Origin of the sequence: Algoriphagus jejuensis, from assembly GCF_039523455.1 — a bacterium.
Taxonomy (GTDB): Bacteria; Bacteroidota; Bacteroidia; order Cytophagales; family Cyclobacteriaceae; genus Algoriphagus; species Algoriphagus jejuensis.
The window spans coordinates 72,261-95,049 of sequence record NZ_BAAAFI010000008.1 but is presented as its reverse complement, the minus strand read 5'-3'; the positions used below and the strand labels follow the sequence as shown (position 1 = coordinate 95,049).

Below are 22,789 nucleotides of genomic sequence, written 5' to 3'. Positions count from 1 at the left end.
TATTTCAAGGCTTTATCAATTATAAATGCAATTTGGTTATGAGTCGGAAATCAGTTTTTAGCGATTTTTGAAATGTTTAATAATATTATATTTCTCGGCGGAATACATGGAGTAGGAAAAGGGACATTCTGCTCCAAAGTCAAAGAACTATTGGATATAGAGCACCTGTCTGCCAGCGAGCTCTTAAGATGGGCTGAAGTAAATGCCGAACCGAGGAATAAATTGGTAGCAGATATCCCATCCATGCAAGGCCGATTGATTCTCGGGCTTCACCAGAGAGTTGAGCCAACTCGAAAATATTTACTGGATGGCCACTTCTGTTTGTTTGATAGTAAGGGGAAGGTAGAGCTCGTTCCGTTTGACACCTTCTCCAAGATTGATCCCATTCTGATTTCGGTGTTGACGGCAGAACCAGAGGCAATTGTCCGCAGGCTAACCGAAAGAGACGGCAAAGCTTATGACTTGCAAGTGATTCGTCAAATGCAGGAGGAGGAAATCACCTATGGAAAGTGGGTGGCAGGTAAATTAAACAAACCCTTTTTGGTGATGGAAAGAGATGAACAGGTTCTTGTAGACGCGATAAATACGATTTAGATGAGAGTCCTTTTAGACACCAACATTGTCATCCATCGGGAGACAGACAAAGTTTCCAATCAGAACATCGGAGTGCTTTTTAATTGGCTGGATAGGCTGCACATCACCAAATGTGTACACCCCTTGACGTTGACAGAATTGCAGAAGCATGCCAATGATCAGGTGGTTAAATCGATGTCCATCAAGCTGGGGAGCTATCAAGAATTGAAAACACCGGCACCATTAAAGAAAGAAGTTCTTGAAATCATCGAAAAACATGACACAAAGCCAAACGATTTCGAGGATTCAAAGCTGCTGAATGAAGTCTTAGCTGACCGGGTCGATTTTTTGATCACAGAGGACAAGAAAATCCGCATGAAGGCTAAGTTCCTGAATATTGCGGATCGGGTTTTTGGAATTGAGGGATTTTTAGAAAAGGTCATCGCAGAGAACCCTGACTTTATGGATTATTCGGTCCTTTCGGTTAAGAAGGAGTACTTTGGAAACATTGACCTTGGAGATGAATTCTTTGACGGTTTCAGAAATGACTATCAGGGGTTTGATAAATGGTACAATGGGAAGGCCGGAGACAATGCCATGGCTTATGTGTGTTACGAAGCTGATGCAATCAAAGCTTTCTTGTTCTTGAAGCTGGAAGACGAAAAAGAGAATTATTCACAGATAGATCCGCCATTTAAACCTAAAAGACGGCTCAAGATAGGGACATTCAAGGTGGTTAGTAATGGACTTAGAATTGGAGAGCGGTTTTTGAAAATTGTTTTTGACAATGCCCGTCAATACGGCGTGGATGAGATTTATGTGACTATTTTTGACCACAGACCGGAATTACAGAGTTTGATCAGTCTTTTAGGAAAGTTTGGATTTGAAGATCATGGCATCAAAACAACATCTTCGGGCACTGAAAGGGTATTGGTAAGGGACTTCAAGGTGAGGTTTGACGATCGCCAACCATCCAAGACGTTCCCTTGGCTTTCCAAGTCAAGCGATGTGTACATTGTGCCCATCAAACCTGAGTATCATACTGAATTGTTTCCTGATTCTATCTTGAAGACCGAGAGTCCTTTAGCCTTCGTCGAGAACAGGCCGCATAGAAATGCGATTTCAAAGTCCTATATTTCTCACTCTAGTAATCGAAAGCTCAAGCGCGGAGATATTGTGGTCTTTTACCGCTCTGGAGGAATCTACAAAGGAGTTGCCACGACGATAGGGATCATAGAAGAAGCTATCGATGGCATACCGAGTCTGGAGGAACTTCACAAAATCTGTAGAAAGAGATCCGTGCTTACAGATGAAGAATTGGCAGAGTATTGGGATAGGTATCCCAAAATGAGGCCGTTTGTGTTCAATTTCCTATATGCATTCTCTTTCAAAAAGCGAATCAATTTGAAGGAGATGCTCGACGTAGGAATTTTGCCAAATATGGACAGTGTCAAAACCATCACAAAAATGCAAAGAGAGGAATTTACTAAGCTTGTAAGATTAGCAGGAATATGAAAGTACTATTATCGATCAAACCGGAATTTGCCGAGAAGATTTTTGACGGCACCAAGCGATTCGAATTCCGGAGAAGAATCTATAAAAATGAAGCGGTAAAGTCGGTGATTGTCTATGCTTCGGCTCCGATTAGCAAAGTGATCGGGGAATTTGAGATTGAAACGGTACACCATGACGAACTAGATTCCCTTTGGGATTCTACAGTTAAGTTCGCAGGGATATCCGAGGAGTTTTATCGGGAGTATTTCAATGGAAAAGAGTCGGGGTACGCCATAGAGGTAAAAAGTGTAAGGAAGTATAGGGAACCACTTGGGATTAGGGAATCTTTTGGTATAGGACCACCCCAGTCTTTCGCCTATGTGGATAAATTATAAGAATGGTTAAATACTATAGTTAAAACCTCAAAATATTTCTATTGCAAACTCAATGACAGTGTAATTTCCTTTGAGTAATTTCGTTTTTTTATAAGTTTAATTCCTAAAATTAATCTTGTTTATGAACTGTTTATTTTGCAAAAATGAGTCAGATTCTTCAAAAAGTTTAGAGCATATTTTGCCAGAGTCACTTGGTAATAAAGAGCATGTTTTAAGACCAGGTGTGGTTTGCGATAAATGTAATAATTACTTTGCGATAAAAGTTGAGAAGGTTGTTTTAGATAAACCTTATTTCAGGAATGTTCGTCATAGAAATTTAATAAAGACAAAAAAGGAAAGGTTAGTGCCAGAAAAAGCTTTGTTTCCTCATAGAAATGCAGGTTGGGTCGATTTTTGGAAAGATGAAAGTGGCTTTATTTTGAGTTCAGAAGATGATCATATTGTGAAGATGATTATGTCTGGAGAATTAAATAAGGTCATAATCCCTATTATAAATATGCCTGAAGAAAAAGATGTTGATATATCTAGATTTGTCACAAAAATAGGTTTAGAATTTTTAGCTTCAAAATATCAGACTAATGATGAATGGTTACATGAATTAGTGAATAAACTTGAGTTAGAACCAATTCGTAGGTTTGCTAGGTATGGCGAGGGTGAATTTTGGGAATATAATCTAAGACGAATTTATACTGAAAATGATTTATTTGTTGATCCAATAAATCATCCGGAACCATATGAGATTTTACATGAATTTGACCTATTATATACTGAGTCAAATGAGTTGTATTTTATACTTGTTATTATGGGCGTTGAGTATGTAATAAATTTCGGTGGATCAGATATTGAAGGTTATAAAAAATGGTTAAAAATCAATAATAATATATCTCCTGTAAGAAGATATTCTGAGGTTATGTTGAAAAGTTCTGAATGAATCGGGAAGCCCGAAGCATGTTGAACCCTGAACATGGATGGCTTTCAGTTACATAAAGAGTCTTTGATGTTTTATTTCTAGTAATATTAGTTAGAATGGCCTTTCTTTATTTTTAGGATTGCTCTCTTTTAATAATGCTCATCGTTTTTTAGCCACCAACCCCAGCACTTCACAAAAAACTACGCGCGGAAACCAAAACCATCCGTTCAGATTAATCAAAATTCACACTTCCACCCCAAAAACCTCCTTTCCTCCTCAATTTTTTCTCTTTCAATCCAAAAATACCCAGTACTGGGTATTTTTTAGTTCCAGTTTATTCCGTTCCTTGTGAAACCAACTCACTATCACCCAATTGCCAACCTTTAATTAATCGAATTATTCTAGCATTTCGGAGATTTATTGTTTTTCCATTTCTTCCAAATGCTCCCGCACATTATGTCAGCCTGGACTGGACCAGTATCTCCAAGCTACCACTGCTTGATCGCCTTCTCCTGAAGGAGAAGGAAGGGATGAGGTAGAGCAGGAGGGGTGAGGTAAGGAAGCCAATTGCAAATTGGTAAGGATATGAGGGTAGGACAAGGCGTTAAGAAACAATCCAGAGAAATGTTTTAGCCTTGGGCCAGCTTGCAGGGCGGGCAAATCCCACTCAATCCAATCGATAATTTAACTACATTCAGGGGGGAGCAGCTTGCCGGAGGACAGTACAATGAACGAAGCCTGCAGCAGGTCTTAAAGCAAGCTCTGAAAAAGGCGAATATCGAACTGCCCGTGCCCCTTCATTGGTTGCGGCATTTGTATGTGACATATCTGCTGGAGAGCGGCACTGACCTCCGCTATATCCAAGAGCTGCTCGGGCATAACTCCAGCCGAACCACTGAGATTTATACGAATGTGAGCCAGAGAAGCCTGGAGAAGATCAGAAGTCCCTTTGATGAACTGTAAAAATAAAGAGAGACAAACCTTCGCCTAGTTGACCAAAAAATGGGTATAAGGGGGGAAAAAGTGAAGCAATAAAGAAGTTAGCAGCAATAAATAAATACTATGGATTTACACGCGTACACAAAATCGATCGGAGATTTACTATCCGTCAATAAAAAATACATTGTTCCTAGATTTCAAAGAGAATATTCTTGGAAAAGTGAAGAAGTCGCAGAACTTTGGAAAGACATTTCTGCAAGCATTAAAGTCACTAATGGAGCTTGCGTGAATCTTGAATATTTTATTGGCTCATTAGTCCTTGTTGGCCAAGATTCCTCGCCAGAAATGAAAATTGTAGATGGACAACAACGACTAACAACAATCACAATATTGCTATCAGCATTAACACAATCATTCAAGGATATTTCGGAAAACAATCTGGCTGATGGCCTCTATTACCAATATATTGAGGGAAAGGACAACTCAAATCAGCCATATTTTAAATTGATAAATGAGACGCCTAAACCCTTTTTTCAAAGGAGCATTCAGCATCATACGAAGGAGGAGCTAGAAACATCAACTGAAGAAGAAACTAAACTACTAGATGCATACAAATTCTTCTATCATGTTTTATCATTTGACTCAACTAAATCACACTTCAAGAATTTTGATTCTATAAATGGAACGGACCCAGAAAAACACAAGGCTGTTCTTAATTCTTTAAGAGATCAAATATTAAGCTATTTAAAAGTCATTTATATTACTGTGACTGATGAAGAAGATGCCTATACCATATTTGAGACGCTAAATGCAAGGGGAATGAGTCTTTCCGCTGTTGACTTAATAAAAAATCTAATTTTTAAAGATTTGAAAACACAGCATCCCGATGACTATGCAAAAACTGAATGGAAGAAAATTGGTGAAAACCTTGGCTCAGGAGAATCTGCAATTAACATGGATACTTTCTTTCGTCATTTTTGGCTATCTAAATATGGATTCACTAGTGAAGGGCGAATTTATAAAACATTTAAGGATTTTAAGGAAGATAACGTAATAAGCTCTGCCAGTTTTTTAGAAGAATTAGTGAACAACTCAGAATACTATAACTCAATTGTAAACCCAAATATTGACGATTGGAGACTGCCCGAAGAAAAAGCAATATACAACAGTTTACTAGCTTTGAATCTATTCAAAGTTGTTCAACCAAGACCACTTCTATTAGCTCTAAAAAGAGCGCGACTTGACGCCAAAATAAATATTCATGATCATGTTAATATGATCCGAACTTTGGAAAATTTTCATTTTAGTTTCACTGCAATATCTTCCTCTAGAGCATCAGGTATTGATGGTAAGTATTCTAAAGCCGCACGAGACTTGGAGGAAGCAACTGACAGAACTCAAGCTAGGGCAGTTCTTGCTAGTCTAACTGCTGATTTAAGATCTAAAGTTCCTGCGAAAAGCATATTCGAACAAAAGTTTATCAAGCTTTGGTTTACTAATGGAAAGACAAAAGACAAAAAGCTCATCCAGTATATTTTCAGAACAATCGAAAAAAATAAAAGAACTACTTCGGAATTAACTACTGACATGATAACGTTAGAACATATTCTTCCTCAATCTGACACCACGGGTTCGAGTTACGTTGGATTGATTGGAAATCTTTTGCCTCTAGATGGTAGAATTAACAATGTTGCCGACACAGCAGTATTTCAACAAAAGTTGCAACACTTTCAATCATCCGAATTAAGAATGGTTGAAGAATTTATCAATGAAAACCAAGCGACAAATAATTGGACTGAGAGTAAAATAAATGCAAGATCTAAGTCTCTTTCTGACTTTTCCTATGATCACGTATGGAATATTTAAAGCTGCTGACCCGGGTTTTGCGTTAGTGGGCGGACAGTGCGAATAGAACTATTTGAGCAATTAATAAACTTTGGTGCTTGCTGACAGTATTCGGTTTCAAAAGCCTACCAACGCAAAGCCCAAAACCGTTAAACCACCCCTTTCCCCTTTTCTGTGACGATATACCGCTGATTTGGACTGTTTGGGCTGGTGGGATTCGTCATTTCCAGCCATGAAAGTTCTAAAGCAAGGCCCACAGACCGTTGAAAGTTGTTAGTGGTATTTTTCAAGTTTAGGTTTGTGAGAATTTCGGCTTTAGTCCTGGGTCTTGTGCAAAATGCTAAAGTTTGGAAAATTCTTAGGAACGATCCGTCTGTAATTTCAAGTGCAAATTTCCGCCCTCTTATAATCGCTACTTGTTCTCTAAGTTGTTCTATTTTGCTTTTTCTAGCTTTCTCAGCAACCTCTTCTCCTAATATTTGATCCTTATTTCTGCCAAAATTGAACAAATCGTTGGCTTCGAGTCCCAGTAATTTAATTAGCTTGAAAATAGTTAAAAGGGTAGGGTTTGCTCTGCCGCTTTCGTACTCTCTGTATTGGGAAGTTGTGTAACCATAGGTATTTGCGAAGTCTTCTGGATTCTTTATACCTAGTTTTTCTCGCGCTTGCTCTAGGAACGATCCTAGATTAGATTGAAGTGTTTTGAAGTCTTTTTCAAAAGCTTCAAGTTGGTTCTCATTGATGTTTGAATCCATCTTTGAATCAACATTTGATCCAGATGGTTTAAAACCTGTTATAGTAGGAAAATAAATTTGGTGGTTTTAATAATTCTTTTTAATTTGGAATCATCATAGAATATCATTTTGGGTGGGTTTTTATAAATCCTCTAATTTTCGGAGGATTAATATTACTTGTTCTGTAATGTATCAAAACTGGTATTTTCAAAGAGTCTCGGCTGCAAATTCTGACGCTTACCACGGACGAGACGGTAGGGAAATACCCATGGCTGGCTATATTTGTATAGTTATGGCTGTGGGTTCCTTATCGTAATTCCAATCCGTAAGCCGTCAGAAGCTAGCAGCTTGGTTGTAAGGAGCTCCGCCATAACTCCTTTTTAACCTTAAAGACTCGTTTTACCATTTTTCATTTTAATGAAAACGAGCATGATCGATTTACTCTCTTTTCTGTTTCTGAAGGTATCCTGCAAGATAAGCAGGGTGGGGGAGTATGCTCGTTTGGTAAGCGAGTCAGTCAGTTCTCTACCTATTACCTATTTCATTCTTCCAGCGGATTCCGGCATCGCCGCGGTCGATCGCCTGTATCCCCTGAAGCCCAAGCAGCCTGTTTGAGGCTTGATTTTTATGCCGATTAAGGGGATGCGCGGCCCCGAGCAGATCGGCGACCACACATTCACGTCAGCAAGCTCTTCGTAGCTGGTCGCGCTGACACTACATCTTATTTCTTAATTTGAAGCTGGTAATTCCGATGTGGATCGGAGGTCGGGTGGGAGAGGTATGAGTATCAAGTAGCTGGTATCAAGTAGCAAGAGGCTAGAATCAAGAGCCAAGAGGCTAGAACGGTACCAAGAATACATATCCGCTTCGACTCCGCTCAGCGTGACAGTGCTCGGCTGTGGACCGTCGTCTGTTGACCGTTGACCAAACTACCCAAGCTTCATAACAAAACTAAAGCATGAAAAAATTTCTATACACATGCTTCCTGGCACTGCTATGTCTTGCCGGAAGCCTATCCTCAGCCCAGAGCAGAGTTGCTGAGTCACCCAGGGACAGTTTAGTTGATATAGGCTTTTCCCAAAGGCAGGAGGGAGCGATCCCTTCTGCCCGGGAGGGTGGAATGCTCTACCTCGAGATTGACTCTCCCAATCCTCCCGACACCTTATGGGTCACCTATTGGGAGCATCTCCTGATAGATCAGAAGTCTGTCACACCCGGCATTTCCTTTCCTGTTGTCGGGAAGTACGGGAACCTATTCGAAGGCAGTATACAGAAGAAGGTCTATCTCTGTGAGTTACCACAGGGCATCACTGACGGCTTTCTCTCGATAGGGAAGGGGAGATCCACGCTCATCCACCAGTGGTTCTTTTCCTCGGGAGACCGGGTACGGATCCATTTCAATCTGGTTTCAGGAAAAACGCTGTTTGGAGGGCCTGATCAGAACTTCTACCGAGCCCAATACGGCCTGGATCAGCTTTTTGCCGAAGAGCAGTTCAATAGGGACCCCGTCATGGTTTCGGAAAGCAGGAAGAGTCTCTTTCAGGATTCTCTGGCAGAACGGCTGTATCGTGAGGCACAGAGCCGCCCGGATGATCTGTTTGTCAGGATGAAGGTGCTGGTTACTGATACCGAGCGGTGGGAGCAGTTTGGGAACATAGCCAAAGTCCCCGTTGATCAGCACCCAGCGTGGAGACTACTCCACAAAGCTCAGGATTCCCTGACAGCCCATCAGATCAGTTTGCTCGGCGGTAGAGTTGCCGGAGCGCTCCTATCCTCCGGCCTCACGTGGGCATCCATGGGAAGTGCCATCCCAGAAAATGATCCCACCCAGTACCAAATGCTTCAGGACTGGGTCGGCCAATTTGGCTTGGAGCAGTTGGATTCAAACTATCCGTTATTGATACACAGTGAGTCCAGGTTAATTCGGCTTACGGCAACCCTTCAAAACAGACAATTTTTGGAAGTATGGAAGGACTTCGACTCTCCGCTGAAAGATGAGATCCTCGGAACCTACCTGCTGGAAAATTTCAATACGCTCGGAGCAGAGCTTGCTCCGCTGCTGGACACTTCGCTGAGCCTCGTCGAGAGCCCGTGGATCAGGGACAAGCTGGAGACTTTGGCGGCTGTCTACAGTGTTCCCGTGTTTTCCGGTGAGCTTTTCGATGAATCAGGCAGTCCGGTTGACCTGAATGACTTCACGGCAAAAACCCTGTTGATCCATTTTTGGATTTCCGGCTGCAGGTTTTGCATCGATGACTATCAGCGTGTGATGAAAGCGCTCTCAGACCGGTTTGAGGCAGATCCCGATATTCTTCTTATCTCGGTAAACGTGGATTCCCGGGAGTCGACCTGGAAAAACAGTCTGGAATCCGGCCGCTATACCTCCCCGCAAATCCTCAACCTGAAAGCATATCCCGGTAGAGGGATCGCCGGGTACTACCGGATACATTCCTATCCCCAAAAGATGATCGTCGGACCTGACTCCAAAGTCAGACTCCAAGCCGCCAACCATCTGGATTCAGACTACCTGTCTGCTCTCTTGGTGAAAATTAGTACTGAAGCCTCCCCATCCTTTTCCTTACCTCAAACCTCAAATCAATGAAGAAATCTCTACTTCTACTCTGTGCGGTACTCCTTTTGGCGGGAAGACTCTTCGCCTTTCAGGATCCGCTCCCAAAAATCACAGGCACGGTGCTGTCGGAAGACGGCCTCGCGCTTCCCGGTGCCCTGATCTACCTGATGGATACCGGATACAGAACCATTACGGATGAACACGGGAAGTTTGAACTGACCGCCCCCTCGGGAAGCTACGTCCTGATCGTATCCTACATCGGGATGGATTCCTATCGGAAAGAGATCACTGTTCCGCTCCCGCAATCACTGGACATCATCCTGAAATCCTCCGCTATGGAACTTTCGCAGGTGGACATTGTCTCTACCGGATACCAAACCCTGCCCAAGGAGCGGGCTACTGGCTCCTTTGCCTTTTTGGACAGCCAGTTGGTCCAGCGGAAGGTCAGCACCTCCGTCCTGGACCGCCTGGAGGACGTGACTTCCGGACTTATCTTCAACCACGGCCCCAATGCTGCTACCGATCCCATTTCCATCCGGGGCAGGGGAACGATATTCGCAAGTACCGCACCGCTGATCATCGTGGACAACTTCCCCTATGACGGCCCACTGGAAAACATCAATCCCAACGATGTGGCCAGTATGACAGTGCTCAAAGATGCCGCCGCCGCATCCATCTGGGGAGCCAGAGCCGGCAACGGGGTGATCGTGATCACGACTGTCAGGGGAAACAGGGAACTGCCCCTGCAGGTGAGCTTCAACTCCAATGTCACGGTCACAGAACCCCGCGATCTCCACTATGTCCCGCAAATGTCCATCCCGGAGTTTATCGGCATAGAACAACGCCTCTTCTCGGCCGGTTACTACAGTTCTCAGGAAACGAGCCCTAACAAACCCAAGCTGTCCCCGGCAGTGGAGACACTGATTGCGTTCAGAGACGGGAAGATCTCCCAGCAGCAGGCGGATGCCCGAATGGAGCTGTTTGGCCGCTCGGACATCAGGAACGACATCCGCGACTATTACCTCCAGCCTGCGCTAAGCCAGCAGTATTCCCTGTCATTGAGAGGAGGGGGCAAAAACTCATCCTATAACCTTTCCCTCGGGTATGATCCCATCCGTACCGATATCATCGGCAACAGAGGAGACCGCTGGACACTTTCCTCAGGCAGCCAATGGCAACTGCTGAGGGAAAAGCTGGAGGCGGGGATTCAGTTCAACCTCGCCAGTCAAAATTCTGAAGTCACCACCGCTCTGCCTCAGGGCTTTGCCTACGACCGCTTGGCAGATGACTCGGGACTTCCGCTGGAGATAGCACACACCTACAGCACCCGATACATCGAATCGGTCAGCGGTTCAGGCTTGTTGGACTGGACCTACGCTCCACTGGAAGAGATCAAAGCACTCGACTACAGCACGCACGCCTACGATTTTAGAATCAGCCCCTCGCTCCAATACAAGCTGACTAAGGAACTGAAAATCGGTGTTTTCTATCAGTATTGGAGGAATCTGAATTCCGGCCGCAACCGTGATCCGCTGGAGGTTTTTTCTGCCAGAGACCAAATCAACAAATACACCCAGGCAGGTGCCGACGGAGGCCTGACCTATCCCGTGCCGATGGGCGAATTACTCTCCACCTCCCAGTCGGAATCCTATTCCCATACGTTTCGGCCACAGTTGACCTATAACAGGGAATGGAACGGGAAACATTTCCTGAACGGTTTAGGGGGCTTGGAGATACGCGACCTCCAAGGACTGAGCTGGTCAAACAGCTACTTTGGCTACCTGGATGACATGGGCTCAAGCGTTCCCGTGGATTTGGTGACACGGTTTCCGCTATACTATAACCCGGGACAGATGGTTTCCATACCATCCGGCATCTCACACGGTGGCAATACCGACCGTTTTGTCTCCTTCTATGCCAACCTGGGGTACGATTACCATCACAGGTATTTCCTCACCGCCAGCGTCAGAAAAGATCAGGCAAATATCTTCGGCGTCGACGCCAATATGAGGGGAGTGCCGTTGTGGTCTTTGGGGGGTGCTTGGATCGTTTCGGAAGAAAAGTTTGCCGACAAACCCCACATGCCTTTTGTCAAGCTGAGGGCGACCTACGGGTATGGCGGAAATGTAGACAAGAGCCTGTCGTCTGATGTCACGGCCCGGTATACCACCTTTTTGTTCTACGACGTGCTCCCGCAGATGAGAGCGGCGGCGATTGTCAATCCTCCCAACCCGCTGTTGCGCTGGGAAAAAGTGAAGACAAGCAATCTGGCGGTGGATGTCGAGACCCAAAACGGATTCTTTTCAGGAACAGTGGAGTACTATTCCAAGCATTCCGAAGACTTGCTGGGGGACTACTCCGTTCCTGCTTCCACCGGTTTGACCAGCTTCAAGGGGAATTTCGCAGAAACGCTCATCAGGGGAGTGGATTTGACTTTGACAGCCCAGCAGCTTCGCGGTAAATTCTCTTGGTACAGTACCTTGCTTTACAGTGGTCTGAAGGAAAAGGTGCTTGATTTTGAGAAAAAACCAACCGTGGCCAACCTGCTGAATTCCTATTACCTGTCATCTCCCTACCCGATAGTTGGAAGGCCTTTGTACGGAATCTACAGCTACGAATGGGCTGGCTTGGATCCCCAAAACGGAAACCCCCTCGGAATATTGGACGGCGAGCCGAGCACGGATTACCTGGCGATTTCCAGGGCGGCGACCATTGACAACCTCCAATACCACGGATCTGCAAGGCCAACGTCCTTTGGCGCGTTTCGGAATGACTTTTCCTACAAGGGATTCGCACTTTCCGTGAATGTGTCCTATCGTTTGGGGTACTACTACAAAAGGAGGTCGATCGATTATTTCGCGTTGCTGCGCGGAAGTATCGGGCATGGCGATTTTGACGACAGATGGCAAAATCCCGGCGATGAAAGTTTCACCCAGATTCCTTCACTTCCGGCGACAGCAGACACCCGGAGAAACAGTTTCTACAGCGACTCGGGTGTTTTGGTGGAAAAGGGAGACCACATCCGGCTCAACGACATCAGGCTTTCCTATACCTGGGACAAGCGGAGTTTTCCTGCCCTTCCATTCCGATCTCTACAGGTGTATACCTATGCTTCCAATCTCGGGATCATCTGGAAGGCATCTGAAGACGGGCTGGATCCGGACTACCAGAAGGCAAAACCGCTGAAAACCTTTTCGGCGGGTCTCAAGCTTGATTTTTAAAAATAGATTCTATAGGGTAAAAGGGGAGGACCTACTTCATAAGGTTGGTTTAATAACATTCAGACTCCCCCGGCCGGTTTTTCCCCGGCCACCCTTTTTCACAACTCCTAAACTCATAACAATGAAAAAATACCTTGTAAATGCACTCCTGGCCCTCGGATTGATCGCCACGGTCTCCTGCGAAGAATATCTGGATGAAAAGCCTGTGAAGTCTATCCTGGTTCCTGACACCAAAGAGGATGTCAGATACATCCTTGATAACTACACCACGCTCAATGACAATCCTTTACTGGTATTTGTCCTGGCCGATGACTGGGTGACGACCACACCAAACTGGGAACGTTTAAATCCCTGGGTTCAGAAGGCGTATCTGTGGGAGGAAGAAATCTTCAATCCGGATGAAAGGTCAACTGACTACAACAGACTGCACAGGAAGATCTTTTTTGCGAATGTCTCTCTGGATATCCTGGACAAGATCGGTATAAAAGACGACCCGGAGGCCGAATCATTGAGAGGGGAAGCGCTTCTTGTCAGGTCTGCGGCGCTGTTCTATCTGGCTCAGTTGTTTCTCCCGTACCCGGATGGAGATGAGGAGGCAGGACAGCTTAAAATCCCGGTTCATTGGTCCTCGGAAGTAAATGTCAAGCCAGAATGGATGACCATCGCAGCACTGCTTCCAAAGATTGAAGCCGATTTGACAGAGGCCTATTCTCTGATATCCCAACAGTCAGCATTCCAAAACCGACCCAACAAAGCCGTCGTGAAAGCACTCCTGTCCCGAATCTATCTGTATTCAGGTAAATACGAAGATGCGCTCGATGCGGCTTCTTCGGCATTACAGGCACCCGGTATGCTACTTGACTATTCTGAATATTCCCCGGAGAAGCCTTATCCCTTTTTCCTTTTCAATGAAGAGTCGATGTATTATGGTTATTCCAACAGCTATCTGGTTACCGACGGCCCTGCTTCGTTCATCAACCCCGAGCTTTATTCGGATTACTCGGACAATGATTTTAGGAAAGAGCTTTTTTTCACAAGTGGAGCGAATGGTGATCCCCTGTTTAGAGGATCCTATACCGGAGATTTTAATTTATTTACAGGAATCAGCTATTCGGAAGTGCTGCTCAATGCTACGGAGTCTGCGGTTCGTCTCGGCAAGGTGGAGGAGGGCATGACGCTACTGGAGACACTTGCCCAAAACCGCTACAAGGATCTAGAGCTATGGCGCGAAAGTATCGGAGCTGATCTTTTGGGCGCAGTCACGCGCGAAAGACGCCGGGAGTTGGTCTTTAGAGGGACGCGTTGGGGAGATATGAAGAGACTGGTGGCAATCGGTGAAATTACCTTACCGATCAAAAGGGAGATTCACGAAGAAAGCTATGAACTGGCTTCAGAAAGCCAGTTGACACTACAGCTTCCTCCCTATGAGGCCTCGCTGGAGATAAACTAAAAAAGACCGGGGAAGGAAGCGCTCCCCGGCCAAATTTCTGCAAATCCCAGACTGTTACTGGGGTAGTGCAGCAGGCATTTTCACAAATTCTCGGTCTTCACCCGGATTGATTGGCGTACTGGTGTCTGGCGAGGCATAGAGACAGTCGCTGTTTTCCAGTTCGTTGCAATTATACGTGTGACTCCCCGGAATCTGTCCGGTTACATTGTACCAGACTCCGTTGTCGAAACCGTACTGGTTTGAAGGGAGTTCTTTGGGCGAAAACGCGACCGCCGCAAACGCAGCCAGCACAAAGGCCAGAAGCGGAAGCTTACTCATTAATTTGTCCATAATCAACGACCCTTTTTTAACCCATCAAAAAGGGACAAACCGTTTCATCATCGTGCCTACTCTGATATGGGTTTTCGGCATCGCCCTTTGGGAGGTTCATCAGTTGCAAGCTTGCCTCTCAACTCAAGCTTCCGAGAGGGATGATCCTCTTTATTTTACTATGATTCAACCTGGGCACTGGAGTGACGAGAGTCACGTATATCGAAGGGATTGTCACCCTGAGCACTGGAGCTACGAGAGTAGCGTAAATCGAAGGGATTGTCACCCTGAGCGGAGTCGAAGGGTTTTGCAGCCTCCTTGCAAGGGTTTGGCTGTGGAGCGGTGACCTACCTCATCGCTCCAATTTTTTGTCGCCGTGGTCAGTGTGCTCACAGCCGACCGTTCCCGCTGTTCGTTGTTACACATTTTCAGTTGTCCTGCTTCTCCAGAAGCCGGACTATCTGCCTACCCCGCTTCTCGGCATCCGCGACGGCTGTCGGGAGTATTGTCGAGCTCCGACCACAGGATTTTTAATCCGACTATAAATTCAACTCCTCCTCGGCATCAGCATCCTGATTCCCACGATATTCCTGCGCCGAGGTCAATGGCCTTTTCCTGTTTGCCGGGCATTCCATCCTTCGTTTCTCAGGATTCCATACCCGGCTACAAAGCTTCCGCACCTACGGCGCTTTTCCCGTTGTCCTGCTTCTCCAGAAGCCGGACTATCTCCCTACCCCGTTTCTCGACATCCGAGATGGCTGCCGGGAATTGTCGAGCTCCGACCATAGGATTTTTAATCCGACTATAAATTCAATTCCTCCTCGGCATCAGCATCCCGATTCCCACGATATTCCTGCGCCGGGGTCAATGGCGTTTTTCCATTTTTGCCGGGCATTCCATCCTTCGTTTCTCAGGATTCCATACCCGGCTACAAAGCTTCCGCACCTACGGCGCTTTTCCCGTTGTCCTGCTTCTCCACCTTTCGGTGCTGGACTCCGTACCAATGGCCGTCTCCGTACCTCGGCATCGACACCACTATGGCTACAATATCTCTCCGCCGAGGTTGAAACATCTGATCCCTATTTACCTGGGGTTAAAACCCCAGGCTATGGTATCGGCCGTGCCTATGACACTTTCCCTCTCGCCGTGGTCTGTGTCCTCACAGACCACTGTTCCCGCTGTTCGTTGTTACACATTTTCCGTTGTCCTGCTTCTCCAGAAGCTGGTCTATTTGCCTACCCCGCTTCTCGGCATCCGCGACGGCTGTCGGGAGTGATGTCGAGCTCCGACCATAGGATTTTTAATCCGACTATAAATTCAATTCCTCCTCGGCATGAGCATCCCGATTCCAACGATATTCCTGCGCCGAGGTCAATGGCCTTTTCCTGTTTGCCGGGCATTCCATCCTTCGTTTCTCAGGATTCCATACCCGGCTACAAAGCTTCCGCACCTACGGCGCTTTTCCCGTTGTCCTGCTTCTCCAGAAGCTTTAATTTTCCAATCTTTCAATTCACCAACCCGACAACACCGCGCACCTACGGCGCTTTTTTTGGCACTCGGCAACAGCAAAGCGGACAACGTTTCAATACGAGAACATCCCTGGGATTCCTCATTTTATATTCTTCACTTTATATTCTTGTGTTGAGCGGAGTCGAAACATTAAACTTCTCATTTCGAGCTTCCAATCTCAATCCCCAAACTCCAATCCCGATACAAATCAAATTCAGAAAGAAATGCTCCGCCCAGCCCAGACTCTCTAAAATTCCGGCGCAATTGCAGGGCACACGTGGAAATGCTCCTACCCAGATCAGACCTACATAAGTGATAAAGACGGCGAGCAACAAAATGCTGCCCAGATATCCCCACCATCGGGTGCCTGAAAAGAGCAGGAGCAGGGCAATCAGCAACTCAACTACAGGTATTGAATAAGAGAGAAGCTCAGCTAACTCTGCCGGGAAAGTCTGGTTGTGAAAAGCTCTTCGACTATCCTTAAACCGGATCAGTTTTTCAAAACCCGTGTATCCAAAAATTCCAATCAGAATGGACGCCAGTACCTTATTCAACCCCTTCATATCGTTCTCCACTTGGTTTTCCCAAATGTTTCCAACTATCCGGTCGAAATCAAAATAGAGAATACAGACGATCTCAAAACAACCGTGAACGACAGGAAAATTGACATCAACTATCCACCAACCAACCACCGTCTCCATACTTCGGCATCAGCCGTCTTTATACCATTCATGCCGCTGCGCCGAGGTTGGGACATCCTTTCCATACTTACTTACCCTGGGCTTGAAACCCCACGCTATGATTTCGGCCGTGCCTATGGCACTTCGGTGTTAACCTATGACTTTATGGTTCCCCTGCTCGACATCTGCGATTCCGAACAATCTGTTGGAGGATTTTCAATCCGACCGAGCACTCCGTGTCAAAGTATCGACATTTCGGCCCCAAAAGCGGAGGGAATAGGTAAATGGTACAATTGCGACCAATCCTATTTTGCTAATAGTTACAACAAAGATTTTTTAGGACATAAATTTTTTCCTGAACTTATTCATGACTATATTCCTCTTCTTGCAAGGAAACTAGTGTGTTAGCCGAAGCTAACGATCAGGTGGGCAATCTTTTTTAATCAGGCGTTGCCATATTGTTGTATTAATCAAACCCAAAGCTGAACAAGAGGATAATAATCTATGCTCATGATATCATGATTTTTACGGGTCGTAGCAGATCGTATGCTTACAAGATTTTAAAACACGTGCGGGAGAATGTAGGGAAGGCAAAGCACAATCTGATTACGATTCAGGAATTCGCTGATTTTCATCGTATCCCCGTCAGTGAGCTGGAAGAAATTATTTTCAGAAAACCCTAAAAAAAGGATCTGAAGTGATCCAGATCCTTTGGTTGGAGTTTCTCTCCGCCGGAATGACGATCCGGCATTAGGCCTTTGTTCGGCTAGGGTTGGGAAATTTTCAAGGCTTTCCGCATCTCCTCATTTTAGTCGCTTGATTGGGATGCTTGTTGGCCTTTCAGGAAATTTTCAGAATAGGTTGTACTTGATGACAGCCTATTCGGCGGCTTAAATGCTGGTAAGTGTCGTCGAGCACTCGCTCGTCAGACTGGTCGTAAATGCTTTCTCCCCCGGCTTCTTAGCCTTGATCAGGCGCTTTACCCGGTGGTTCTGAAATGCCATTTGACATTCTTGGTGTTCTTTTCGTGTGAGCATAGACATAGAAATTTTGGTGAGGTTGAAATCGACCAGGATGTAATCGTCGCACAGGATGAATGCCCCCTGATTGCTATCCGCTATCGGGGTTATCGGAGTGCCATGCTAGAGTCCATGTGGTCTTTTTTGGAAATTTTATACACATGAAAACTATCCTTAGACAGTTCCTCAATCAACAGAATGCCATGAACGGCAGGGGAATAGTCATACAAGGCGTGCTAAAGTGGATGAAGGATAATCCGGTACTCTTTCTGTGGGGGGTTTGGTTCATCTATCTCGGATTGGATCTACTGCTCCGATACTTTGGGTCAATGCCAATAGCTCCCTTCGACATCATACTCTGGAATTTCATCGGCTGGGGTATGATTAACCAGTTTTGGTTCTTTGTTTTTCTCCCAAATGCGATGTTTTTCCGGCGTTGGAAGCTCGAAACAATGATCCTGATTCTTGTCTTTTTGGGTTTTGTGCTTTTTAAGCTTTTTCTGCTTGGCAAATGGACAGAGTTGGAGTTGCAGCTGTTTCCTTTTTTGGTCAATGAATCTGTGAGATCCCTTCAGTTTCTCCTTTACACCTCCGCTATCTGGGGGTTTTATGTTCTGGCTATCAGCCAGGATGAGTTCAATAAGATGGAAATCGATCTGATCAAGCTCCGCATCGAGCACAAATCTCTCCAGCTCAGCCCCCACTTTGTGCTGAATATGGTTAGCCAGTTTTCTGCATCCATCCTGTCCCTATCCAGACCCCTGTACGATTCCCTGAGTCGCTTCACCGACATTCTGGCTTATAGCTATAAGAATCCCCAACACGAAAATTCGCTGGCTCATGAAATCCACGCCATGGAAAACTATGTGGCCTGTCAAAGACAACGCTTCGGTGACACACTACAATTTGTGCTGATCAAAGAATTGGGGAACCTTGAAACCAACAAATTGCCCTTGCCCAAATGGACGTTAATGACCTTGCTGGAAAATGTATTTAAGCACGGGGACTGTTTCAATCCGTCCAAGCCTGCACGGCTGGAATTTAGAATGGACGAGTTACAAGAGTCTGGTTCAGTCTTTATCATGTCCCTGACAAATACCCCGGATCTGGCCACTCCTGTAAAGTCCTCGGAATTTGGAATCGATGCCGTCAGGCGCATCCTCGAGCACCATTTTCCCGGTAAGTTTAGGATGTCCGTCGAAAAATCCCCCGTTGAGTTTAACCTCTTGCTTCACATCTCTTATGGAAAAAATCCTGAAAATAGGCCTCTTGGATGACGAGGAGCATCCTAGAACGCTGATTTCCGACGTGATCGAATCCATCCCCGGGTACGAAATAGCATTCTCTTCGGCAAGTCCCTTTGAAGCTTTGGAACTGATTCGCCAAAACTTAATCGACATCCTGATCACGGACATCAAAATGCCCGGCTTTTCTGGTCTGGAGTTGTCCAGAAAGATTCTCCATCTGGATGTTCCCGTCATCATTTGCTCCGCACACGGTGATTTTGGGGTAGAAAGTTTCAAAGTGAATGCGGTCTATTATATACTCAAGCCACCAAGCTTCTTTGAAGTTTCAATTGCCCTGGACAAAGCCCGCCTTGCCCTGCGCGGCAATAAGTCCGTCTCCTACCAACCAATGGAAGATCTTATCCTTTTTAAAGAATCCGGGGATTTCAAGCAAGTTTTCGTGAAACCTGCGGACATAAGTTACATTGAACAAAAAGCAGAGATGACGTGGATCTTCCTTGACTCCGGTGAAGTGGTGAAAACAAGGAGTCGCCTGTACAACACCCTGGAAAAAGTACAGAGGCCTTTTATCGTAAAAATTCACCGTTCTTATGCAGTTAATTACCTGAAAATAAAATCATTGGATCCTGCGTTTTGTCATTTTCAAAACGGGGTTAGAGTGCCAATAGGAAAAGAGTTTCGACAGGATTTTGCCCAGTTCCTGCGTTCCAAAACCCTCACTTAATCGTCAGATTCCCAATTCCCAATTCATTTATCTTCGATGGTTTACAAATGCAACGTGAATGATCATTTGTGGCCGTTTCAATCCGGCTCCAAATCCACTTAAAGCCTTGCTCAACGATGTCGTCGAATCGCTGGTTAAAGACCTTTATCGCCACAGCTTGCAGGATCTGAAATCCCTAGCCGCTGTGCATCTTCTTTCCAGACGCTCTGTATAGCTGCAAATAGATCCAGGTTTCCATTTTCTTCCGTTCCAATGGGAAAAACCGGTTGACCTGCATGTGGAGATGGTTGCTTATCCTCAGCCATTTTTCTCTGTCATTACTTGCATCGCTGATTTGGGCTATCATCATTTGGTGAAATGAATCCATCCAATTTTCGTAAAGTATGAGAGCGTTCGTATCATCTTCGATGAGGTCATTGTCAATAGTCAGATTTTTCTTTTCATGGAAGGGAATCCCCTTCACCTTGTCTCGTAAAAACCTAAAAATCTGATTATTATCCCAGACGTCTCCCAACAGCCTTTGCCAGATCCTGACAACTATTCCCAATAATACTTCGGGCTCTGGCACTTGGTTTATGCAATTGTTTTTGAAGTCCTTACCCACCATCAACATGGATTCCAGATGGAATACCTCCTCGGAAATTATGCGTCCATTCTCTCCATATTTCTTAATTTCCGGATAATAGGGTCTCAATTCGACATCGAGATGTTCCTGGCTGAGTTTCCCATAGCCCGGCCACAACAATTCCTTTTTGGTTTCCATATCTATCCGCAGATATCGGATTCTCACCTGAAGACGTTCTCCATCAGGATAGACGATATAATACCAGATGATCTTTTTCATTGCCAAAAGTTCGACCAGGTCTTTGCTGAAATAAAAATCCAGAAAATCCCAAAGGTCCTCCGCCTGGATTCTCACGAGAATATAAAGCGAGCTTTTGTCTTCCTCAGAGATGGAATTGATAAAACCATTCCAAGTCACTTCCTTTTTGGGTCTATTGACATTTGCTACAAACTCAGGATAAATGGGACGCTTATTCTCTGAATAATAGGCTTGGCTGTCAAGCCAAAGCGCTTCGCAAATTGTCAGCCGTCCATTTTTGACCAGCTCTACCCATAGGATATCAAAATCGTTTTCCTTTCGCCAATCAAGAATCAGTTCTCGATCATAGATGCCTATTTTGATCCGACTTGGTACTCCCTTCCGGTCCAGCCACGGTATGAGGAGGGTTTTGCTCAGGAAATTGTCCTTTTGAACCGTCCATTTTCTGCTTTGAAGGATGAAATTTCCCCATCGGAGCTCGGGGGTATAATTACTTTCCGAAGAGTAGGCAGATTGATAGGGAGTAAACTTGAAGGAATCCTGAAGTTCCAGTTCCCAAAGTAGTCGGATCAGGGGATGGCTGATTTCCTTTCCATTTAGGGGATGGGTGACTACCGGGATGATTCGCTTTCCTGATCTTTTATCGAAGAGAAGGAATCTACCCGAACGCACCCCGATTTCTATTTCCGTAAGAGCTATGGCTTTGTGGTCAATCCCGCCGTAGGGACTGATATACCGATCAAATAAAGGTTTGGTATCGCATATTCCTTCTACAGAAGAGGTCTCGAACACACGCAGTTCGGCATAGATTATTTCTTCTGACCTGAAGATTTTGTCCTTAAGCTCCTGTTCATAGCTGTAGATCCGCTCGTCTCTGTTAAATCGCCCAAAGAAGGAAAATGGTCGGTTGCAAACCAAGTTCTCAACTATTATCCCACTGGTATTCAACTTTTTGAAGACAAATCCCAAATCAAAAATACCATCATCCATGGGTTTCGGGGCTATGGCTTCCTTAAGATCAATGGAGATTGTCTCAACCTTATTCAGCATTTGACATAGACCAATCTTCTCATCGGTCTTTGTGTATGAAGGTTCGAGGAAAGTGCTGAATACGAAATCCGGATAGTCGAGCAGCAGCGGGAGCGGAACAAACCGATCGTCAAATTTAGATTCAAACCAAGTGGTTAGGGAGTTTACATACCTGTTTTCGACTTGGGAAAACAGACCACCGGCTGTTTCAAAAAAAGCATCCAATTCCGCTTTTATACAAAAGGGAAGCGTTAGCGGTTCCTTAATTACAGAGTCAATATATGTCTTGGATGAGCCTTTTGAGTAAGCATATTTTTCCCCGTCGGAAAGGATTCCCAGTTCTTTCAGCTGATTCCAAAGCTCCATGCTTACCTCGCTGGAATTTCCCTCAAACCAGGTGTTGAATTCCTCAAACAAAATACCTTTATCGGTGTCAATCTTGGTGAGCAGAAGGGAGGATAACGGATTTTTGGGAATGCTTACAAACACCCACCTTTCCTCTTTCCGCATATAGCCTAAAAAGTGTACTCTTCCCATGCGTTCGCTTCCGCCCAGACTCAGTTGTAAGGGGTGTGTGTCCATTTCATTCTGCGGAAACGCCGCATTTTCAGGTAGTTGTTCAGCGAGCGTGAGGTCGATAGAATTGAGAATAAAATCATCAAATCTCCCAATTCCAACCCCGGACCAAAGCCCAAAGGGAGTGGATCGATACCTTCCTCTCAACAGGTATTTAAAAACCTTGTTTTTAATGGATTGTGTTAGATCTGAGTAATCTTTATGTTTAGCAGCTTCATAAAGTGTCGGTGAGGAGTTTGCAATGGCGTCCAGGATCCTGTCCCACTCATGGGATATTTCGGATTCTGAGTTCGGATCAAGGTCGAGGAGTGGTACTCGGAACAAAAATTTCATGTCTTTTTTCCCAAGTCTATTTTTTGCCACGAAAAATTTCAATTTAGACTCATAGACATAGGACATTGTACCATCAACAGACTGGTTTTTATACTGGTTGAGCTAATCAACCTGCTGCTATGCTGCTTTCTCCCCCGGTCGAAATTTGCGGGCGCGACTTCCTATGTTATTGGAATTGAAAATCCCGGTTCTTTCTCTTACTCTGGAGCCGGGGCTTTTCAACAGTCAACAGAATCGACTAATCTTCTTGGTCTGTCCCCAAAACATTTAGCCCGATTTCAGCTTCCAACTGGCAGGATAATCCATACTTACCCCACGCTTACCCCCTATATACCTCCATGATAGAGCAGGTTTAGACCTTGGTTTCCACATATTCCACAGAATCCCCAGATTCCATAATTTCCGCC

Annotated in this window: 20 protein-coding genes; 13 read left to right on the top strand and 7 right to left on the bottom strand. The window is 45.2% G+C overall.

Annotated elements, in window-relative coordinates:
- Positions 1-72 precede the first annotated feature (72 nt).
- The 6 genes from ABD031_RS09935 to ABD031_RS09910 all read left to right on the top strand — a co-directional run bounded on the left by ABD031_RS09935 (position 73) and on the right by ABD031_RS09910 (position 6,177).
- Positions 73-594, top strand: a complete 522-nt coding sequence (locus tag ABD031_RS09935) for an ATP-binding protein (RefSeq protein ID WP_343850908.1) — start codon at positions 73-75, stop codon at positions 592-594.
- Complete coding sequence (locus ABD031_RS09930; RefSeq protein ID WP_343850906.1) at positions 595-2,088, top strand: PIN domain-containing protein; 1,494 nt, start codon at positions 595-597, stop codon at positions 2,086-2,088.
- Positions 2,085-2,462: an ASCH domain-containing protein gene (locus ABD031_RS09925; protein ID WP_343850904.1), complete on the top strand. Its 378-nt coding sequence runs from the start codon at positions 2,085-2,087 to the stop codon at positions 2,460-2,462. The genes ABD031_RS09930 and ABD031_RS09925 overlap by 4 nt, the downstream gene beginning before the upstream one ends.
- A 121-nt stretch (positions 2,463-2,583) precedes the next feature.
- Entirely contained in the window at positions 2,584-3,393 is an 810-nt protein-coding gene (locus ABD031_RS09920; RefSeq protein ID WP_343850902.1) for an HNH endonuclease, read from the top strand.
- 624 nt (positions 3,394-4,017) lie between these two features.
- Positions 4,018-4,335: a tyrosine-type recombinase/integrase gene (locus ABD031_RS09915; RefSeq protein WP_343850900.1), complete on the top strand. Its 318-nt coding sequence runs from the start codon at positions 4,018-4,020 to the stop codon at positions 4,333-4,335.
- A gap of 99 nt (positions 4,336-4,434) precedes the next feature.
- Entirely contained in the window at positions 4,435-6,177 is a 1,743-nt protein-coding gene (locus ABD031_RS09910) for a DUF262 domain-containing protein (RefSeq protein WP_343850898.1), read from the top strand.
- 128 nt (positions 6,178-6,305) lie between these two features.
- Here the strand turns inward: ABD031_RS09910 and ABD031_RS09905 are convergent, their stop codons facing one another.
- The gene (locus ABD031_RS09905) at positions 6,306-6,911 is read right to left on the bottom strand and encodes a helix-turn-helix transcriptional regulator (RefSeq protein WP_343850896.1); all 606 of its coding nucleotides are present in this window, start codon (positions 6,909-6,911) and stop codon (positions 6,306-6,308) included.
- 408 nt (positions 6,912-7,319) lie between these two features.
- Here ABD031_RS09905 and ABD031_RS09900 point away from each other — a divergent pair, with 408 nt between their 5' ends.
- From ABD031_RS09900 to ABD031_RS09885, 4 genes are all read left to right on the top strand, one after another.
- Positions 7,320-7,505, top strand: coding sequence for a hypothetical protein (locus tag ABD031_RS09900; protein ID WP_343850894.1), 186 nt, complete (start codon positions 7,320-7,322; stop codon positions 7,503-7,505).
- Positions 7,506-7,848: 343 nt separating this feature from the next.
- Positions 7,849-9,492 (top strand): TlpA family protein disulfide reductase, encoded by a 1,644-nt coding sequence (locus ABD031_RS09895; RefSeq protein ID WP_343850892.1) that lies wholly within the window; start codon positions 7,849-7,851, stop codon positions 9,490-9,492.
- The gene (locus ABD031_RS09890) at positions 9,489-12,683 is read left to right on the top strand and encodes a SusC/RagA family TonB-linked outer membrane protein (protein WP_343850890.1); all 3,195 of its coding nucleotides are present in this window, start codon (positions 9,489-9,491) and stop codon (positions 12,681-12,683) included. The genes ABD031_RS09895 and ABD031_RS09890 overlap by 4 nt, the downstream gene beginning before the upstream one ends.
- A 121-nt stretch (positions 12,684-12,804) precedes the next feature.
- Positions 12,805-14,133 (top strand): RagB/SusD family nutrient uptake outer membrane protein, encoded by a 1,329-nt coding sequence (locus ABD031_RS09885; protein ID WP_343850888.1) that lies wholly within the window; start codon positions 12,805-12,807, stop codon positions 14,131-14,133.
- Positions 14,134-14,187: 54 nt separating this feature from the next.
- On the opposite strand, the gene ABD031_RS09880 is transcribed toward ABD031_RS09885, so the two are convergent.
- The 4 genes from ABD031_RS09880 to ABD031_RS09865 all read right to left on the bottom strand — a co-directional run bounded on the left by ABD031_RS09880 (position 14,188) and on the right by ABD031_RS09865 (position 16,514).
- Complete coding sequence (locus tag ABD031_RS09880) at positions 14,188-14,451, bottom strand: hypothetical protein (protein ID WP_343850886.1); 264 nt, start codon at positions 14,449-14,451, stop codon at positions 14,188-14,190.
- Between the two features lie 654 nt (positions 14,452-15,105).
- Positions 15,106-15,228: a hypothetical protein gene (locus ABD031_RS09875; RefSeq protein ID WP_343850884.1), complete on the bottom strand. Its 123-nt coding sequence runs from the start codon at positions 15,226-15,228 to the stop codon at positions 15,106-15,108.
- Between the two features lie 142 nt (positions 15,229-15,370).
- The gene (locus tag ABD031_RS09870; RefSeq protein ID WP_343850882.1) at positions 15,371-15,514 is read right to left on the bottom strand and encodes a hypothetical protein; all 144 of its coding nucleotides are present in this window, start codon (positions 15,512-15,514) and stop codon (positions 15,371-15,373) included.
- A gap of 556 nt (positions 15,515-16,070) precedes the next feature.
- Positions 16,071-16,514 carry a MauE/DoxX family redox-associated membrane protein gene (locus ABD031_RS09865; RefSeq protein WP_343850880.1) on the bottom strand — a complete coding sequence of 148 codons (444 nt, stop codon included), beginning with the start codon at positions 16,512-16,514 and terminating at the stop codon, positions 16,071-16,073.
- A gap of 12 nt (positions 16,515-16,526) precedes the next feature.
- Here ABD031_RS09865 and ABD031_RS09860 point away from each other — a divergent pair, with 12 nt between their 5' ends.
- Positions 16,527-17,039, top strand: coding sequence for a hypothetical protein (locus tag ABD031_RS09860; RefSeq protein ID WP_343850878.1), 513 nt, complete (start codon positions 16,527-16,529; stop codon positions 17,037-17,039).
- A gap of 482 nt (positions 17,040-17,521) precedes the next feature.
- Here ABD031_RS09860 and ABD031_RS09855 read toward each other — a convergent pair whose 3' ends face one another.
- On the bottom strand, positions 17,522-17,668 hold the full coding sequence (locus tag ABD031_RS09855) for a hypothetical protein (RefSeq protein ID WP_343850876.1): 147 nt from the start codon (positions 17,666-17,668) through the stop codon (positions 17,522-17,524).
- A gap of 143 nt (positions 17,669-17,811) precedes the next feature.
- On the opposite strand from ABD031_RS09855, the gene ABD031_RS09850 reads away from it, so the two are divergent.
- Together ABD031_RS09850 and ABD031_RS09845 are read left to right on the top strand one after the other, a co-directional pair.
- Positions 17,812-18,927 (top strand): histidine kinase, encoded by a 1,116-nt coding sequence (locus ABD031_RS09850; protein WP_343850874.1) that lies wholly within the window; start codon positions 17,812-17,814, stop codon positions 18,925-18,927.
- A complete protein-coding gene (locus ABD031_RS09845) occupies positions 18,893-19,621 on the top strand; it encodes a LytR/AlgR family response regulator transcription factor (protein ID WP_343850872.1) in 729 nt (242 codons plus the stop codon). The genes ABD031_RS09850 and ABD031_RS09845 overlap by 35 nt, the downstream gene beginning before the upstream one ends.
- A gap of 175 nt (positions 19,622-19,796) precedes the next feature.
- On the opposite strand, the gene ABD031_RS09840 is transcribed toward ABD031_RS09845, so the two are convergent.
- The gene (locus ABD031_RS09840; RefSeq protein ID WP_343850870.1) at positions 19,797-22,382 is read right to left on the bottom strand and encodes a lantibiotic dehydratase; all 2,586 of its coding nucleotides are present in this window, start codon (positions 22,380-22,382) and stop codon (positions 19,797-19,799) included.
- Positions 22,383-22,789: the final 407 nt, after the last annotated feature.

Excerpts from the sequence above, each read along its gene's own strand:
- ABD031_RS09880 (WP_343850886.1), bottom strand. The coding sequence starts at position 14,451 with ATGAGTAAGCTTCCGCTTCTGGCCTTTGTGCTGGCTGCGTTTGCGGCG.
- ABD031_RS09910 (WP_343850898.1), top strand. The coding sequence starts at position 4,435 with ATGGATTTACACGCGTACACAAAATCGATCGGAGATTTACTATCCGTC.
- ABD031_RS09875 (WP_343850884.1), bottom strand. The coding sequence starts at position 15,228 with ATGGTCGGAGCTCGACAATTCCCGGCAGCCATCTCGGATGTCGAGAAA.
- ABD031_RS09855 (WP_343850876.1), bottom strand. The coding sequence starts at position 17,668 with ATGCTCACACGAAAAGAACACCAAGAATGTCAAATGGCATTTCAGAAC.
- ABD031_RS09900 (WP_343850894.1), top strand. The coding sequence starts at position 7,320 with ATGATCGATTTACTCTCTTTTCTGTTTCTGAAGGTATCCTGCAAGATA.
- ABD031_RS09850 (WP_343850874.1), top strand. The coding sequence starts at position 17,812 with ATGAAAACTATCCTTAGACAGTTCCTCAATCAACAGAATGCCATGAAC.
- ABD031_RS09925 (WP_343850904.1), top strand. The coding sequence starts at position 2,085 with ATGAAAGTACTATTATCGATCAAACCGGAATTTGCCGAGAAGATTTTT.
- ABD031_RS09865 (WP_343850880.1), bottom strand. The coding sequence starts at position 16,514 with ATGAAGGGGTTGAATAAGGTACTGGCGTCCATTCTGATTGGAATTTTT.
- ABD031_RS09930 (WP_343850906.1), top strand. The coding sequence starts at position 595 with ATGAGAGTCCTTTTAGACACCAACATTGTCATCCATCGGGAGACAGAC.
- ABD031_RS09870 (WP_343850882.1), bottom strand. The coding sequence starts at position 15,514 with ATGTTTCAACCTCGGCGGAGAGATATTGTAGCCATAGTGGTGTCGATG.
- ABD031_RS09935 (WP_343850908.1), top strand. The coding sequence starts at position 73 with ATGTTTAATAATATTATATTTCTCGGCGGAATACATGGAGTAGGAAAA.
- ABD031_RS09895 (WP_343850892.1), top strand. The coding sequence starts at position 7,849 with ATGAAAAAATTTCTATACACATGCTTCCTGGCACTGCTATGTCTTGCC.
- ABD031_RS09890 (WP_343850890.1), top strand. The coding sequence starts at position 9,489 with ATGAAGAAATCTCTACTTCTACTCTGTGCGGTACTCCTTTTGGCGGGA.
- ABD031_RS09905 (WP_343850896.1), bottom strand. The coding sequence starts at position 6,911 with ATGGATTCAAACATCAATGAGAACCAACTTGAAGCTTTTGAAAAAGAC.
- ABD031_RS09885 (WP_343850888.1), top strand. The coding sequence starts at position 12,805 with ATGAAAAAATACCTTGTAAATGCACTCCTGGCCCTCGGATTGATCGCC.
- ABD031_RS09840 (WP_343850870.1), bottom strand. The coding sequence starts at position 22,382 with ATGAAATTTTTGTTCCGAGTACCACTCCTCGACCTTGATCCGAACTCA.
- ABD031_RS09845 (WP_343850872.1), top strand. The coding sequence starts at position 18,893 with ATGGAAAAAATCCTGAAAATAGGCCTCTTGGATGACGAGGAGCATCCT.
- ABD031_RS09920 (WP_343850902.1), top strand. The coding sequence starts at position 2,584 with ATGAACTGTTTATTTTGCAAAAATGAGTCAGATTCTTCAAAAAGTTTA.